The sequence below is a fragment of the Paenibacillus sp. FSL H8-0034 genome (genome assembly GCF_038000305.1).
GTDB lineage: Bacteria > Bacillota > Bacilli > Paenibacillales > NBRC-103111 > Paenibacillus_S.
This window is the reverse complement of record NZ_JBBOBS010000001.1, coordinates 4,012,973-4,029,552: the sequence shown is the minus strand read 5'-3', so window position 1 is coordinate 4,029,552 and position 16,580 is coordinate 4,012,973. Positions and strand designations below refer to the sequence as shown.

The following is a 16,580-nucleotide window of genomic DNA, read 5'->3' as shown; positions in this document are numbered from 1 at the left end:
AAAGCTAAACATGTCTCCTGCTCCCAAAAACGTCAACATATCCATTACGAAATAACTTTAGAGCTCAACAATCTTGGTAGCAATATTTTTGCAAAATTCACTGTCATGCTCCACAAAAAGAATCGTCGATGAGTAGCTCAGCAGCAGCTCCTCAATTTGCATGCGGGATATAATATCAATAAAATTGAGCGGCTCATCCCAAATATGCAAATGAACTTTCTCGCAAAGACTTTTGGCGATCAGTACTTTTTTCTTTTGGCCGCCACTATAAGAAGCTATATCCTTTTCAAATTGAACTCTGGCAAAATCAAGCTTTCTTAAAATAGATTTAAAAAGACTTTCATCAATCCCGTTATCTCTGGCGTAGTCCGTTAAATTGCCCTGTAAATGCGAGGTGTCCTGTGAAACATAGGAGATTTTCAGCTGACTTCCCTTTCTGAAAGTACCCGTATAGTTCAAGTTCTCACCGCAAATCAGTTTGATAATACTGGATTTTCCGGAGCCGTTTTTCCCTGTAAGCGCAATTCGCTCACCTTGCCCAATAGTAAAGCTGATATCACTGCAAACCATCTTCTCACCATAATAAATCGACACATTTTCAAGCTCAACAAGTTGGTTTTTATGATAAGCAAGCTGAGAGATCTTTAAGCTTTCCGCATTTTCAACGTTTTTAAGAAGCTTAGATCTTTCATCAATAGCAGATTGCTGTCTTTGCTCAATCCCTTTTGAGCGTTTCATCATTTTGGCAGCCTTGTGCCCAATATACCCTTTATCCACCTTGGAACCGGAATTTCTTGTACCGTTTTTAGTTTTTTCCACTTCGTGGGACCAGCTGCTCGTTCGCTCGGCAGCATCGGATAAGCGTTTGATGTCTTTTCTTAGCTTTTCGTTCTCTGCAAGCTCAAAGTTATCCTGCCGCTTTTTATTTTCCCACCATTCGGAGAAATTACCTTTTTGAATATCTACGTTAGTTTTATTGATTGACAGTATGTGATCTACACAGTTATCCAGAAATGAGCGATCGTGAGACACCAGGATAAAACCGCTTTTGCTATTGAGATAATCACTGACCAGTTGTCTTGCGTTCATGTCAAGATGATTGGTCGGCTCATCAATTAACAGAAAACTGTTTTCCTTGAGAAATAACGCTGCCAATAGCACTTTCGTCTGCTCTCCATTGGATAAGGTATCAAAAGGCCGATATAACACATCTTCATCAACCTTTAGCAATGAAAGCTCACGCAGTAATTCCCAATGAGGAAAGTCTGGAGCAATGTCGCCGATCACATCAATCGTATTTACTTCCTTATTTTCGACATGAAAAGGAAAATATTCGAAGCTGACATGAGCAGAAATATTTCCGCTGTATTCATATTTACCAAGCAGCAAGCCCAGAAATGTGGTCTTGCCTCTGCCGTTTCTTCCCGTGAATCCTAATTTCCAATCGGTATCCAGTTGAAAGCTTACATTTTCGAATATGTTATCGTAGCTGCCATCATAGGCAAACGTAAGGTTGGTAACATTGATTAATGACATAGAATGATCCTCCAATATGATATAGAAATTCTACCCACTATTATTAACAAGAATAGTAGCTCTAAACACAAACAGTGTACCATATTCCTTTTGGTGAAGTATTTGTATAACTAAACTATCCTCTAATCATATTTGGATATGATTTCCGCGAACAGCCGCTTCATCTCACTTATTAGCTCTGAAGGATGCTTGACTGTGGCCTCATTGCCCAGCCCGATAAAAAATCTGGTATAAAAAGCGAGGTCCTTATGAGGAATTGGACCCTCCAGCCACCCTGTTCCATCCTCCCGGACATGCAAGTGGGAGCCCAGCCATAACACAGCCTCGCACATTTGAACTCCTTTTGGGCTCAGTTCCGCATAAAGCTGTGTCGACTCCTTATCCGCATGGACATGCAACTCCTTGTTTGCAAGATCGATATGCCTGAGATCCATAGGTTCTATGCCGTCGGTATCGTACACCGCCGAATGAATTCGATCACAACGAAATATGCGAAAATCTTGACGCAGAAAGCAATAAGCCGGACAAAACCACAAACCGTTATTGGCATAAATCCCTATTGGTTGTATGTGTCGGTCCGCCGCATCTCCCTGGGACTCATATTCGATGTGTAACACCTGTTGATGAACAGCTGCTTCGAGCAGGATCGATAAATAAGGGGATTCCTGCTGTCTGGTTGGCGTCACGAAGTCCATCCTATTTTTTATTTGATCAATGCGATCGCGAACATCACCGGACATGTGCAAATAAAATTTGTCCAATGCGGAAGCAGATTCCGCTTCAAAGGGAAGAGAAGAATAATGACGAAGTGCATTCACCGCAAAAAACATCGCAACAGCCTCCTCTTCGGAAAAGGCGATGGGTGGCAGTATTCTTTCCTTCAACACCTGATAACCACCGTGAGGACCTACCTCCGAATAAAGTGGAACTCCCAGCTCGCTTAATTCCTGCAGGTCTCTTAACATCGTTCTCGTAGATACGCCAAACTCCATGGCAAGCTCTTTAACCGTAAATTTCCGTTTTCGGTTGACCGTCATCATCAGTTCCAACAAACGTTTTGATTTGGACATAACACAACTCCATTTATTTTAATTTTTATGACAACTATTGTCACTATTATCCTCTACAATAAGGTTAAGATCAAATTTAGAGGAAAATGGTGAAGCAAATGCGTAAAATTATTGTGTTATTTTTTCTTGTTATGTTCGTTATCGGAACGGATACATTCTTGATCTCTCCACTGATTCCGACACTGCAAAGTATCTTCGGTATCCCTACGGAAAAGGCGGGATGGATGATAGGAGCCTACACCTTGGGTTCGGCGGTGTTTGCGCTGATCGCGGGACCTTTATCCGATGGATGGGATCGAAAAAAGGTGCTGCTGTCCGGCCTTACTTGCTTCGCAATCTCAACATGCTTATGCGGCTTCGCTGTAGATTTTTGGACGATGTGCTTGTTCCGTTTTTTGGCGGGAGTCAGTGCGGCATTCACAGCTCCGCAAGTATGGGCAGCTATTCCGAGCCTGTTTCCTCCGGCCAAAATCAGCAAAGTGCTGGGTGTCGCCTATGCAGGGCTCGCTGTCTCCCAAGCGCTCGGTGTACCGATTGGAAGCTTGCTGGCAGTTGGCAATTGGTCGCTCCCGTTTTGGTCCATAGGCATATTTTCATTAATGCTGGTGGTTGCTGCCTATTTCGTTGTGCCCAGCATGCAGCCTCACCAACAGCAAGGAGCCACGCCGTCTATGTTCACGAGATACGTTCCCCTGCTGACAAGCGGCAAAGCGAGAGGCACCTTCCTCGCCTACTTTTGTGTCCATCTGGGGAGCAGCGCTGCCTTTGCTTTTCTCGGGAAATGGATGACGGACCGCTTTGAACTTTCGATTAATGAAGTAGGTTATGTCATCATCTTTTTAGGGCTTGGCAATTTAATCGGCAGCTTATGCAGTCCTTATATCATAAAAGCGTTAAACCAGTTTCAAACTATGGCGGCGGGTATGCTGATTGTTATTGCGGCTTATATCGTGCTGCCCCATGTGTCGTCGGTTACTATCGTAAAAGGGGTTTACTTTTTCATTTTCGCTATCCTCGGTATCTTGTTCCCGCTAATGGTGGGACTGCTGAACAGCTTAAATCCGACTATCCGCGGTACCATTTCTAGTCTGGCTACATCAACGATGAATGCGGCGACAACGCTCGGAGCTTGGATGGCCGGAATGCTTTATGTGGTGTTTAACGGCTATTCTGCTGTAGGTATTTTTACGGGGATCTGCCTGGCGTGCTCGCTACTTGTGTTTATCTCAAGCGGGGTTTTGTCGACTGCAAAGGCAAACAGCAAACCCAAAAATGAGCCTGCTGCATAAAGCCAATTTTTTGGCTGCGCTTCGAGCATTTTTCTTTTAATGACGACTGCTTCCTTGAACCGTTTTATTTTTCTCCGAGCTGGTATGTGTAATATTGAGGTCAATATGGATAGCATGAATGGCATCATCGGTTAGCAATCTATCTTCCGCCGGGGACATAGCCTTCCATTCGCCATAATGATACCGGAATAAGTTATACTCAAGATTCAAGACATCCGTCTTTTTATCGATTCCTGTTCGGAACAACCTACGGATTTCAACTTCGATCGCTTTCTCCGTCTCGTCGGTTAATTGTCCGACATTCGGCAGGTCATCTTTGGTCCGGCTGACTACGTATCCTGTCGCTTTCATATTGACGTCATATTGCGGCCGCTCTCCACTATTCATATATTTCAGGCTCGCTTTCGGATTGTCGACGGCGATTTGAACCGATGGATCTTTATGATCCGGTACGGGGATGCCTACGCGTATTATTCCGGGCTGAACCCAGCGAAGTCCGGATAATTCCTTCAAGGGGATATAGCTTCGATACGCATCGCTTTTGAGAAATATCGCTCCATCAATCATCAGTTTGGGATCAGGCTTATTTTTTACGGACCACTGAGTTTTGTTAACGGCCAACGTCGGGATGCACGAAGTAAATCCCGGCTCATTGATCTGTCTGATCAATTGCTGAAGCCTTATCGAAGTCACGTAGGAAGTCTGGGAGTGTGTCCCTTTCGGTTCGTGAAGAATGGTGCTGATCGGAGACCGTTGGTAAAATCCGGTCACCGAAAAAATATCCTTTACCGATTCTCTCGTGGCATACACCCATGGAGTGAGACGAAATTCATGATACCGGCTAAAACTATCATAAATTTCTTTAATTCCTTCTTTTAATGCGCTTTCGCTAATCAAAAGAACGGTCACATGCCCCCAAATGATTCTTTCCTGAGCCGTTTCATACGGTTGAAACAGCGCCTCTTCGAAGGTATATCCGACCCCTTCGCCTATCCATATTCTCGCTGGCCCTTTTTTATCGTCGGAAGTTTTCGCAACGTTCTGGAAATCGATGAATTGTATGTATGCGTGATACTTTCCATCCTTGTAATCGACGCCTATGGCATTCGCGTAATTCAATTTTTCAATATTTTTCATATCGGTGTCGCACCCCGAACCGATTAACAATTCAACGATCAAGACAAGTGTACATATCGATTTGCGCATCAGTCTTCTCACTTTTTTTGTTTTTTTAACATTGGAGCCGAAAAACGGGATTTTTTGAACGGATCGACCAAAAATGCAGCCAACCATTCTTTAAAACGCAAGGAGGCTATGGGCTCAAGAAAGGCCAACCCGAAGCTTTCGAGCCTGCACAGGTAAATCAGGATGACAAACATAGTCATCATGAATCCGTATACGCCGAGGAAAGCGGATACCAAAGTGATAAATACTCTGAGGATGCTGACTGTACCGGACAAGGATTGATTGACCAATGAAAATGTAGCCACCGCCGATATGGCGATAACGACGAGCAACGTTGGAGAAGCAAGGCCTGCCCGGATCAGGGATTCTCCGATGATCAGGCCACCGACAATTCCGACCGTCTGTCCGACTGCCTTAGGAAGTCGGACGCCGGCTTCCCGTAGCAATTCGAACAAAAAAAGCAGCAGCAGGGATTCAAGGATCATAGGAAACGGCACTCCATCGCGGGAAAGGACGACCGTCGATAACAAAGCCAATGGAATCTGATCCAGATTCACGGTCGCAATCGCAATCCAGAATCCCGGCAAATAAATGCTTAGCATCAAGCCGATGAGTCGAAGAGCCCGCTGGAACATAACGTAATAATAAGGAAAATGAACGTCTTCAGGCGTTTTCAGCAGCTCCAGAAAATTGCTCGGGCCGATGAGCACCATAGGAGATCCGTCTACAAGAATGGCGAATCTTCCACGCAGCAAAGTTTCTATAACAAAATCGGGTCGACCGATATAATCAATCAAAGGAAACAGCGAGTAAGTCCGATTCGACAGCCATTGTTCGAGCTGCCCGCTGCTCAGCACGCTTTCCGTTTGAATAGTTTCCAATCGTTGACGCGCCTCGGCAATCATATCCGGATTTGCTTTGTGGCTCAGATAGAGCAGCGATACGCGAGTTTTGCTCAAACTCCCGATGAAGAACAATTCGCTGAATAACATTCCCGTTTGCAGACGCTTCCGAATCAAAGCCATATTCGTAAACATTTCTTCCGTGAAAGCATCCTTCGGCCCTTTAATCGAAATTTCCGTACTGGATTCTTGCAATGCGCGTTTGGGAACATCGGAAATATCGACCACCCAAAAGTCAGTATTGCCAACGTAATACAGGATCAGTTGGCCGCTGAACAGCCCTGCAACCATTTCCTGGATCGTGTTTTTTATGACGAACAGAGGTAATGTTTCCGTTTGGTCCGACGCTGCGTCCAGATGGAAAGCTGCATGGCTTGCATGTAGGCACACGCTGGCGAAATACTCGTTTAGCTGATTTTTATCAATCATACCTTCGCAGTAGAGAACCGTCAGTTTGTCCGACAACTCCTGCTGCGGCACCGGAGGAAAAAAAATGTCGGAATATTGAGAGAAGACTTGTATCAATGCATCCTTCTGTAAGGTTCCATTGCGTAGATTATCGTTCAACTCCGCAAAGAGCGTAACTTCCTCGGGCGTTTGATTCATTCAATATCCTCCTTTCCTTTTCGGTATAAAGGAAAATACATAAAGAGCCGCCAACATCGTGATTCCGAAAATGAACGAAAACTTATAGAAGTAGCGGTGGACCATTTCCTGCATCGTGATGTCGCTGATTTGCATTAGAGAAGGTATGGAAACAAGAGCCGTAAAGCAGCCGAGTACGATTTGGCGGAACTTCGGGTATCGGCCTATAATCAGTTCGGACAGCAAATGCAAAAGAAGGGCTGATCTTGTAACACTGCCGGCCATCAATTGAAATACAGCCAAAAAATCGACGTGGGAGATGTAGTCGCCAATCATGACCAACCGCCATTGTTCGAAGGCGGGAAAACGTAAATTACCGGCTTCTGAAGGACCGAAAGCGGACAAGGACCCTAAGGTAGGCCCGGCAATGAGACCTACCAGCAAGGTTAGCAGCACAAACATCGCTCCATAACTTATAGGTTTGCTCATTTTATGCTGCAGCAGCAGCAGTACAAGCAACTCTACACTTCCTCCGACCACAATTACCCCTCCGTGCAGGTTCGGCCCTATTCCTTCCACAAAGAAGGGAAGCATGATGCCATAATCTTTGCTTTTCAGGGTAAGCATGGAAATGCCGATTCCCAGCAACCACACGATCGGCAATAACACGGTCGACATGTAGACAATCGTTTTGAGTCCTGATCTTGCCGCGCTGTAAGAAATAAGCACAAAACTGAGAACGACTACGGCGTTCGGCGTTCTGGGAAGCAAGTAAATGTTTATGTTTCTTGTCGTATCGAAGATGATCAACATCCCTAAGATCAGGAGGTATAAGACCAATGCGCCGCATACGAGCCAACATCCGAATTTTCCGATCCTCTCTTTAAGCCAATCTTTAAATGTTGTAGCACGCATGGATTTTAAAACCAGGTACAAAATCAAACTCCAACCTAACAAAACCACATACCCAAGCAGGATACTGAACCAGGAGTCCCGTCCTGCCGCCTGAATAAGATGAGGAATAATAAATACATGATTCGAGATACCAAGCGACAGCAGCAGCATGAATAGGATCTGTCGTCTTGAAAAGGTTGCCTCCATCGCTTACCCCCGAAAACAGGATCACTGTACGCAATGGTATAATACCCAAAAATGGAATTGTTATACACGAAATATTCGTATGATAATTCGACAAATGCGTGTTTTACATGTAGCTTTTCTTGCGAGATAAGAAAAAGGCAGCCCGAATGCAATCATTCGTCTGCCCTTTCTGTAAATAATTTAATAACTGTGTTCTTATTTTCTATACTATAGGGATTAATATTAAATATTTTACAACTTATTTTTACAGTACGACAATACGGCTTCATGGTTTCATTGTATTATTTCTTTTCATACCACGGATTTAAATGAACCAATACTTCCCCAACAGCTTGAACTTCATATTTGATTGCATTCTTGATCAGACGGCTGACATCATGACCCTCTTGAATCGTTAGTTCATTGGGTACACTAACCCTAATATCAACAATCATGTAGTGGCCATGATCTCTTGCTCGAATACGGTCCACCCTCTTTACCTGAGGAATCGATCGAACAATGTTTTCCAATTGGCCCAATTGCTCCGCGGGTACGTTGGCTTCCATTAGAATGCCAATGGATTCCTTGCCCATTTTATAAGCTAATCTCATCACAAAATAGGATACAAGGATTCCCGCAGCCGGATCTCCATAATGGCCAAATGACATGTTATAATAGCCGCCAATCAACGCTACGCCAATACCTGCCACAGCGGCAAGAGAAGCATACACATCCGCAAGGTGGTCGTTTGCTGTAGCAATCAAACTTTTGCTATTCATCTCTCTTCCAAGCCGCATGCAGTAGGTATAGAGTCCTTGCTTCCATAGTAAAGAAATGAACGCTGCAATTAATGTAATCATACTTGCTTCTGCTACAGGCATGAGCATCGCTTCGATTGATTTATAAACCATAAAAATAGCGGCAAAAGCCAGAATAATGGCAACAAACGCAGAAGAAATGACCTCTGCTTTACCGTGACCATAGGGATGATCATCATCAGCTGGTTTCTTCGAAACCATTGACGACGTAAGGGTTGCAATGGTAGCTACAACGTCACCGGCATTGTGGATTCCGTCTGCTATGAGCACCTGACTGTGGAATACATATCCGACCACAATCTTTAGTGCAGTTAGCATCAAATTACTAATGAGACTGATCCATAGCGCTAGTATTGCAGATGACTTTTGCGTTGACATTTCTTCGTAACCCCTTCCCACCTATTAAGCATAGTGGACAATCCCCAATATGGCCTGCCAAGTGTTCCCAACGGTTATCGTTCCCCTCTTTGACATATTCTGATACATCAAGAAGTGCTGCCGACAGACGATTGTAACAGATTTCACTCCAACACAATTACTTTTTCCATGATATTATCGTCCATTACAAAACCATTTCCTATATCCGCTACCTGAGTGCGTACTGTTCTAAACCCTTTTTTCTCATAAATAGCAATTGAGGCATCATTATAGCGATTTACCGTAAGCCATATTGTGCCTAATTTCCGATTTTTGCATAGATTCACCAATAGCTCCATTGCCTGACTTGCATAACCTTTGCCGCGATGCGCTTTTTGTATGTAAAACTTGCTTAGAAATAGCTTGCCTTCTTCTTGCTTTATACCCAGATACCCGATGCTGCCGCCATTCACATTCATAAAATAGTATTCATATCCCTGTTTTGTGTTTTGCTCAGTGATTGCTTGAACGGATTGAAATTTGTCCAGCATATAGTCGATTTGTTCATTGGATATGACGAGCACAAAATATTCTTTCCAAATTTCAGCTGCCAATCGAGCTAAAACCGCGATTTCTTTCTCAGTCTCTGCTCTTGTAAAAACGATTTCCATGAAATTTACCACCCTTCTTACAACAGTTCAATTAAAAAGCTTAGACCATTTCTGTTTATTTTACTCTTTCCAAGACCAAAGTCTAGTACAAAACTAAACCTTAGCCAGTTATGGGTATTGTATATTTAAGTTAAGCTAGGTAATGTAATTAAAGTCGCTTGGTGGCCAGTGAGGAGCATAAGAAATGGAATGGTTGGGTAATCTTTTTGGACAGTACGGGTATTTTGTTTTATTTTTTGGATTATTTACTGAATCCTTGGCCTTACCTTTTCCTGGAGAACTAGCAATGGCTATTTCGGGTCACATGAATAACCTCGGGAGCTTTAGTATCCCGTTAATCGTCCTCTGCTCTTATTTGGGGGCCATAGTCGGTACAACTTTTACATATTATTTAGGTTATAAGCTGGGTACCCCCTTCTTTGAAACGTACGGAAAGTATTTCTTTCTGAATCAGGAACGGTTAACCAAGGTAACCAAATGGTTCGACAAATATGGTGACAAGATCATACTGGTTAGCTACTTTATTCCCGGATTGCGACACTTCACAGGCTATGTATCTGGAATTCTTAGGGTTCGGTTGCGCACTTTTTTCCTCTATAACTACATGGGTGGATTTGTCTGGGTGTTGACGTATGTCATGATCGGGAAAATTTTTGGTCAACAAATAGAACAATGGCTGCACATCATTTCTCAATATTCCGCAGCAGCCGTTAGTGTATTGGCAATTGGATTGGTGACAGTCTTTCTCGTCAAACATAATAAAATGGCCATTATGAATTGGATACGAACCAAATCTGTTAAATAAGCTTGGGCTGGAGCTCAAAGCAAGGATCAAAGGAAGGAGCTTGAGATGATGGCTAAAAGAGAGAGAATACTCATTCTTACAGGCTCGCTGGGGGATGGTCATAATAAAGCAGCACAGGCGATACTTGAAGCAGCAAGGTTTTATAATCCTGAGGCCGAGGTGAAGGTAGTTGATTTTTTGGAGTGGACCCATCCATATCTGCATTCGGTTGGCAAGTATTGCTACATCCAGTGGATGAAAAATCTGCCATCGGTATATGGCTATCTATACAGCAAAACTCGTGATGTAAATACATTTTCAAATTGGTTCAAACGGATGAAATCGTTCAGTACGGACAGAATGGTAGAGCTTCTTGACGAGATAAAACCAACAAAGGTCGTCAGCACATTCCCTGGAGCTGCAGCGGCCATGTCGTACCTGAAATCGAACGGTTTGACAGCAGTCCCAACAGTTACAGTCTTGACGGATTATACCGACCACAGCTACTGGATTCATCCAGGTACAGACCTCTATTTGGTCGGTGCCGAGCATGTGAAGCAAAAGCTGCTGCGGTACCGCATTCCCGAGCATCGGATTGTGGTGACCGGCATTCCGATCGGGCTGCCGTTTACGCTAACGTATGACCGCCTCATGCTGCGCGATAAACACCATCTGGATCGTATGATGCCAACCATACTTGTGATGGGAGGTGGGCATGGTCTGATCGGTAAGCAGCTGATGTCCGTTCTGCAAGACAATGAGCTTACGGCTCCAGTGCAATTTATTTTTGTATGCGGACGCAATGAGAAGCTAAAGCAGTGGCTTGAAGACGAACTGAAAGGAGCTCTAATTCCGCACAGTGTAATCATCACTGGTTTTGTGGATCATGTGCATGAGCTTATGGCCTTGTCTGATTTGATCGTAACTAAGCCGGGAGGCCTTACCGTATCAGAGGCGTTAGCGCTAGAACTGCCAATGATGTTATATAAACCAATTCGCGGTCAAGAGCAGGATAATGCGGCATACCTTGTCGGTCTTGGAGCTGCAATGGAAGCCAAGAACGCTGCAGAGTTGAAAAGGCAGCTGCTTCAAGTTATTCTTGATCAGTCACTTCTGTTGAATTTGAAAAAAAATGCACGCCTAAGCCATTTGAAAGAAGGCGCTCTTCATACGCTCACTGCGATACTGGAGACGAAGAGTCCTTACAGGATGACAAGAGAAAAGGTTCAGCGAACGTATGCCATTAATATATGATAAGTAATAAAGAGAATACCATCGAAACTGGCATCGCCCGCTGAATGGATGTTAACTACACCAGAATTGGCTTCACGAAGAATTTCTGATGCCGGGAAACCCATCATGGTCTGCCAACATCTCCAAAATCCTTCGCCGCGTTGGATCAGCCAGAGCTATGAATATATTTATCGCCATATATCGGTCCGCCCCTTCTTTCCCTGCAAGATTTGTACTGGATTAACGAAAAAAGGACCCATCGCTCGTGACAGGTCCGATTTCAAGCCGTAGTTTCTCTTACGAGTTGTTAGGCAATACCATTCCAGAACGTTACATCTTCAATCGGCAAACGTACGGTAGGATGGCCTGCCTGCGCTGCCTTTCCGATGGCAATCAGCATAACAGGGACATAACGATCAGAAATGTTAAAAGCTTCTATAAATTTACCTGCATCAAATCCTGCCATCGGAACGGTATCATAGCCGCGTGCCTTGGCAACCAGCATAAGCTGCATCGAGACCAATCCGCAGTCAATGAGCACGCCATTTTTGAGACGATCCGATTCCATTTTTGATAGAAACCCCGTAATATTGGTAACCAGGTTTCCTTTAATTTCATTACTCATGTAACCTGCTTCGACGGCAGAAGCATAGATTTTCTCCGCTTGCTTATAACCCTCCAAATCACCCAAAACGGCAATTACAGCCGAGGACTCCACCACCTGGACCTGATTGTTTGCAATCGGAAGCAGTTTTTCTTTTACAGCCTGATCATTGAATACAATAAACTTCCAAGGCTGAAGGTTAGCGCCAGACGGTGCAAGGGTCGCTTCTGTTAAGATATCTGTCAGTTCCTGCTCTGAAATCTTAAATGTGGGGTCATAATGACGCACAGAACGCCTCGCTTTGAGGACTTGATAAAAATCCTGTACTTGCTGAACATTGGTTTCCATTCCACTCTGCCTCCGATTCTCTTTATAATAATTCATGCAATCTATTCTGAGCTAAAATACGCACAGTTTCAGACAAAAAAATAGGTAAGCCATTTAACTGTGCAATATTAAACACAGTATAAGTTACATTATTATTCGTGTCAATCCTTTTTAATAAGTCCGTTGGCCAATTCCGCAATCGTGTACTGTTTCATTACATCCAGCATACTCTGTTTCATTTCTGTCACCATATCGGAAAAAACATCATTCATTTGAAGTCCCCATGGATGGTCTCCTGTAGAATCCAGCATCCCCTCGCATAAAGAATCTTCTACCTGAAGCGCTAAATAAATATCGGCAAAGGTAATGGATTCGGGCGGCAGCTTGAGTCGGTACCCTCCATCACGTCCTTCTCGGACCTCCAATATATTTTCTTGCGCCAGCTTAGCCATAATACGACGAATTAGTGTTGCCTCAGAGCACAAGTAATCGGCGATATCACTGCTCGGACAACGACTCGTGTTCCTGGATAAGACAACCAAAGCCTGCAATGCCAGCCCGAACGCTTTGTTATTAGAAGAGCAGGTATGCTTTATCTTTTTCAATGGTATACTGCTCCTTTCATAAAGCGATTGTGAGTGCATTATAGCAAACCCCCTCGCCTCATTCAAGGTAAACTGTTCAAACGGGCTCTGCAGCTAACGCCAAGAAAACGATATTACGCCAATTTCTTGATATTCTTTACGCTTAATATGAAATACAGCTCCGAACAGAACAATTGCGGCAAGCGGCGTCAAAGCAGGTGCGATATTCGTCGCTTGAGGCAAAATTAACCCAAGTACTCCAAGCAATTCTGCTATCCCAATAAAGGAAACCACCCCTCTCGAAACTTCTTTCACCCAAGACCAGGACGCTTTTGCTTTTTCATACTGAAATGTCTTCATCCAACCGGAAAAAATAAATCCTAATGCTACAATCCCTTGCACAATCCATATTGCGATATTCATGATTCGTTAGCTCCCCCTGTTTGTATATCTTCAACACCTAGGTATATAACATTCTGTAGGATAACTATTTGGAGGTAGACACTTGAAATCAACATAGTATATAAAAATAAACCTTAGGAAGATAAAGGATCGGAGGGATTTCAATGACTACTTATTGTAAATTTGAAACGGCGTTAGATATCCTTATTGGGAAGGAAGCCTTTATTGCAGGCCATGAATGACTGGGGAATAACGCATATCGCTCATTTGGACGAGTTATATGGGGAAGACCAGTCAGCGGAACCATTAGAAGGTAAATAAAGAAAATCGAGGTAAACGGCTGCCACGTTCATAAAGACCCCAAAAGGGGTCTTTAACGTAAATAATTTTAAAATTTTATCTATCTCCGCGTATCATTGCTGTCGTACCCGTTCGAGATAACTCCAGAATACCGTATGGTTGTAAAAGCTCGACCATCGCATCGATTTTACCAAGTTCCCCAACCACCTGAATGATCAGATTATTCGGTCCAATATCAATCACAGAAGCACGAAAGGTGTCAACAACGCCAAGGATTTCTGGACGTATGACTGGCTCCGTCTTCACTTTGATAAAGGCGAGTTCCCTCGCTACCATCGGATTGGAACTTACATGGAGCACCTGAATAACATCGATCAGCTTGTTAAGCTGGTTTTCAACCTGAACAATCGTTCGTTCATCACCCGAAGTCACAATAATCATCCGTGATATTCCAGCCTCTTCGCTGCCCCCAACCGTGATATTATCGATATTAAAACCGCGGCGGCTGAACAAACTGGACACACGCTGCAAGACCCCAGGTTGATCATTAACCAGGACAGAAATGGTATGTTGATTAATCATTCGAATTCCCCCATTATCATTTGATCTAAAGTCGTTCCAGGGAGTACCATGGGATACACATTCTCTTCCTTTGGCACTACAAACTCGACGAGTACAGGTCCAGGCGTCTCCAGAGCCTCCTGCCAAATACGTAAAGCATCTTCTTTATTACTCGCGCTCAGCCCCTTAATTCCATAAGCTTCGGCCAGCTTTACGAAATTGGGACTGCCTGCAAGATCAATATGACTAAAGCGCTCATCGTATATGATTTGCTGCTGCTGCTTGACCATACCCAGCACTTGATTGTTAATTACGACGATTTTGACTGGAATATGTTGAATGGCGCAGATAGCCATCTCTTGTGCACACATCTGCATGCCACCGTCACCGTTTATAGAAACCACAAGCCGATCTGGATTTCCGATCTGAGCACCTATAGCAGACGGGAACCCGAATCCCATAGTTCCAAGCCCCCCAGAAGTAATAAGCGAGCGGGGATGTTGAAATTTATAAAATTGGGCTACCCACATTTGGTGCTGACCTACATCCGTCGTAATAATCGCCTTCCCTTGTGTCGTCTCATGAATCATTTCAAGAACAAATTGCGGTTTAAGCTCCGTATCGGAATCTTTATATCGCAATGGATACATGATTTTGTTTTGCTGGACTTTCTTGATCCAACTACTGGACTCAGCGGGCATTGCTTTCGTATTTGCATATTCCAGTACAGCTTTTATATCGCCGACACAGGCAAGATGTGTATGAATGTTCTTACCAATCTCTGCCGGATCGATATCGATGTGGGCAATCCGTTGGGCGTGTGGAGCAAAACCATCCAGCTTCATCGTAAGCCGGTCATCAAATCGCGAGCCAATGGAAATGACCAAATCGGCGTTTTGGATAGCCGTGTTCGCCGCATACGTACCATGATGGCCAGGCATGCCCAGACACATTTCGTGAGCACTTGGGAAACCGCCCAACCCAAGCAATGTGGTTGTCACAGGAATTTTCGTTATATTCACAAACTCCAGCAGTTCTTGGGAAGCATTGGAATAAACGACCCCACCTCCCGCTATAATGATCGGTCTTTGGGATTCTGCAATAGCCTGAATGAGTTGATCTATTTCGTTGTGATCAGGACTCGGCACCTCACTGTAGCCACGTATACTAATGGTATTAGATGGATCAAAAATCATTTTTTGATTGGATACGTCTTTAGGGATGTCGATCAATACCGGACCTTTCCTTCCCGTGTTTGCAATATGAAAGGCTTCATGGATAATGCGGGGTAGGTCATGTACGTCGCGAACCAAATAGCTGTGTTTGGTTATCGACATCGTAATGCTCATGATATCCGCTTCCTGAAAGGCATCCGTCCCCATGACTGCGGTTGGGACATTGCCTGTAATGATCACGAGAGGTACAGAATCAAAATAGGCCGTCGCAATTCCAGTCACCAAATTCGTCGCTCCTGGACCCGAGGTGGCGATGCACACTCCTACTTTCCCTGTCGACCGGGCATAACCGTCCGCCGCGTGGATAGCTCCTTGCTCATGTCGAGTCAAAATGTGTTTAAAGTCTGGGTTACCGACCATCGCATCATAGATGTAAAGGACATTCCCGCCTGGGTAGCCAAATACACATTCAACCTCTTCCAATAGCAAGCTGCGTAAAAGAACCTCCGATCCCGTTATTAAATCCTGTTCTTGTTGATGCGAGTGATCAGTAGACTTGGATACTTTTTCCATTTGATAGCCTCCTCAAATATAAATAACCCCTCTCATCCTAAGACGACAGATTACAACTGCCGATCCTATAGGGACGAAAGGGGAACTTTTCGTGGTACCACCCTGATTTGCCAAGTATCTTGCGATTCCAGGCCTCATGAGGTAAGGTCTCCCTTACCTGCTGCACGATAACGTGTGCCATTCCGTTTGAGACTACTCATTGAATCCATATTGGCTTCAACTTTCGAGCAAAAGCTCCGAGATGACATCATACAAGGGTTTATGGCAAAGGTTTCAGCGTTCCCTCTGCTCTCTGGACATAAGAGCCTTCGTATTTTTTCTCTTCATCGCTTTGATATGATGTATATACAAATAACCCCTCTCATCCTAAGGCGACAGAAAACAACTGCCGATCCTATAGGGACGAAAGGGGAACTTTTCGTGGTACCACCCTGATTTGCCAAGAATCTTGCGATTCCAGCCTCATGAGGTAAGATTTCTCTTACCTGCTGCACGATAACGTGTGCCATTCCGTTTGAGACTACTCATTGAATCCATATTGGCT

The 16,580-nt window shown here is 44.1% G+C and carries 15 protein-coding genes; 3 read left to right on the top strand and 12 right to left on the bottom strand.

Translation table 11 applies throughout. The annotated features are described in order from the left end of the window. Positions 1-57: 57 nt before the first annotated feature. Both NST47_RS18350 and NST47_RS18345 read right to left on the bottom strand, forming a co-directional pair. Positions 58-1,536: an Lsa family ABC-F type ribosomal protection protein gene (locus tag NST47_RS18350; protein WP_341156392.1), complete on the bottom strand. Its 1,479-nt coding sequence runs from the start codon at positions 1,534-1,536 to the stop codon at positions 58-60. A gap of 122 nt (positions 1,537-1,658) precedes the next feature. Continuing rightward, complete coding sequence (locus tag NST47_RS18345; protein ID WP_341156391.1) at positions 1,659-2,606, bottom strand: helix-turn-helix transcriptional regulator; 948 nt, start codon at positions 2,604-2,606, stop codon at positions 1,659-1,661. A 98-nt stretch (positions 2,607-2,704) separates the two neighbouring features. Between NST47_RS18345 and NST47_RS18340 the strand changes: the two genes are divergently transcribed. Next, on the top strand, positions 2,705-3,895 hold the full coding sequence (locus NST47_RS18340) for an MFS transporter (protein ID WP_341156390.1): 1,191 nt from the start codon (positions 2,705-2,707) through the stop codon (positions 3,893-3,895). 36 nt (positions 3,896-3,931) lie between these two features. On the opposite strand, the gene NST47_RS18335 is transcribed toward NST47_RS18340, so the two are convergent. The 5 genes from NST47_RS18335 to NST47_RS18315 all read right to left on the bottom strand — a co-directional run bounded on the left by NST47_RS18335 (position 3,932) and on the right by NST47_RS18315 (position 9,493). Continuing rightward, positions 3,932-5,101: a Ger(x)C family spore germination protein gene (locus tag NST47_RS18335; RefSeq protein WP_341156389.1), complete on the bottom strand. Its 1,170-nt coding sequence runs from the start codon at positions 5,099-5,101 to the stop codon at positions 3,932-3,934. Between the two features lie 8 nt (positions 5,102-5,109). Next, entirely contained in the window at positions 5,110-6,588 is a 1,479-nt protein-coding gene (locus NST47_RS18330; RefSeq protein ID WP_341156388.1) for a spore germination protein, read from the bottom strand. Beyond that, on the bottom strand, positions 6,589-7,668 hold the full coding sequence (locus NST47_RS18325; protein ID WP_341156387.1) for an endospore germination permease: 1,080 nt from the start codon (positions 7,666-7,668) through the stop codon (positions 6,589-6,591). It abuts the gene before it with no gap. A gap of 281 nt (positions 7,669-7,949) precedes the next feature. Further along, complete coding sequence (locus NST47_RS18320) at positions 7,950-8,843, bottom strand: cation diffusion facilitator family transporter (protein ID WP_341156386.1); 894 nt, start codon at positions 8,841-8,843, stop codon at positions 7,950-7,952. A gap of 143 nt (positions 8,844-8,986) precedes the next feature. Then, on the bottom strand, positions 8,987-9,493 hold the full coding sequence (locus tag NST47_RS18315) for a GNAT family N-acetyltransferase (protein ID WP_341156385.1): 507 nt from the start codon (positions 9,491-9,493) through the stop codon (positions 8,987-8,989). Between the two features lie 184 nt (positions 9,494-9,677). Here NST47_RS18315 and NST47_RS18310 point away from each other — a divergent pair, with 184 nt between their 5' ends. Both NST47_RS18310 and NST47_RS18305 read left to right on the top strand, forming a co-directional pair. Next, positions 9,678-10,298 (top strand): DedA family protein, encoded by a 621-nt coding sequence (locus NST47_RS18310; RefSeq protein ID WP_341156384.1) that lies wholly within the window; start codon positions 9,678-9,680, stop codon positions 10,296-10,298. Positions 10,299-10,346: 48 nt separating this feature from the next. Beyond that, the gene (locus NST47_RS18305) at positions 10,347-11,531 is read left to right on the top strand and encodes an MGDG synthase family glycosyltransferase (RefSeq protein ID WP_341156383.1); all 1,185 of its coding nucleotides are present in this window, start codon (positions 10,347-10,349) and stop codon (positions 11,529-11,531) included. Positions 11,532-11,817: 286 nt separating this feature from the next. On the opposite strand, the gene NST47_RS18300 is transcribed toward NST47_RS18305, so the two are convergent. From NST47_RS18300 to ilvB, 5 genes are all read right to left on the bottom strand, one after another. Next, a complete protein-coding gene (locus tag NST47_RS18300) occupies positions 11,818-12,462 on the bottom strand; it encodes a nitroreductase family protein (RefSeq protein ID WP_341156382.1) in 645 nt (214 codons plus the stop codon). A 140-nt stretch (positions 12,463-12,602) separates the two neighbouring features. Then, positions 12,603-13,046 carry an RrF2 family transcriptional regulator gene (locus tag NST47_RS18295; protein WP_341156381.1) on the bottom strand — a complete coding sequence of 148 codons (444 nt, stop codon included), beginning with the start codon at positions 13,044-13,046 and terminating at the stop codon, positions 12,603-12,605. Between the two features lie 93 nt (positions 13,047-13,139). After that, entirely contained in the window at positions 13,140-13,448 is a 309-nt protein-coding gene (locus NST47_RS18290; protein ID WP_341156380.1) for a DoxX family protein, read from the bottom strand. Between the two features lie 375 nt (positions 13,449-13,823). After that, positions 13,824-14,309: an acetolactate synthase small subunit gene (ilvN, locus tag NST47_RS18285; protein WP_341156379.1), complete on the bottom strand. Its 486-nt coding sequence runs from the start codon at positions 14,307-14,309 to the stop codon at positions 13,824-13,826. Beyond that, the gene (ilvB, locus tag NST47_RS18280) at positions 14,306-16,036 is read right to left on the bottom strand and encodes a biosynthetic-type acetolactate synthase large subunit (RefSeq protein WP_341156378.1); all 1,731 of its coding nucleotides are present in this window, start codon (positions 16,034-16,036) and stop codon (positions 14,306-14,308) included. Before ilvB ends, ilvN begins: the two co-directional genes overlap by 4 nt. Positions 16,037-16,580: the final 544 nt, after the last annotated feature.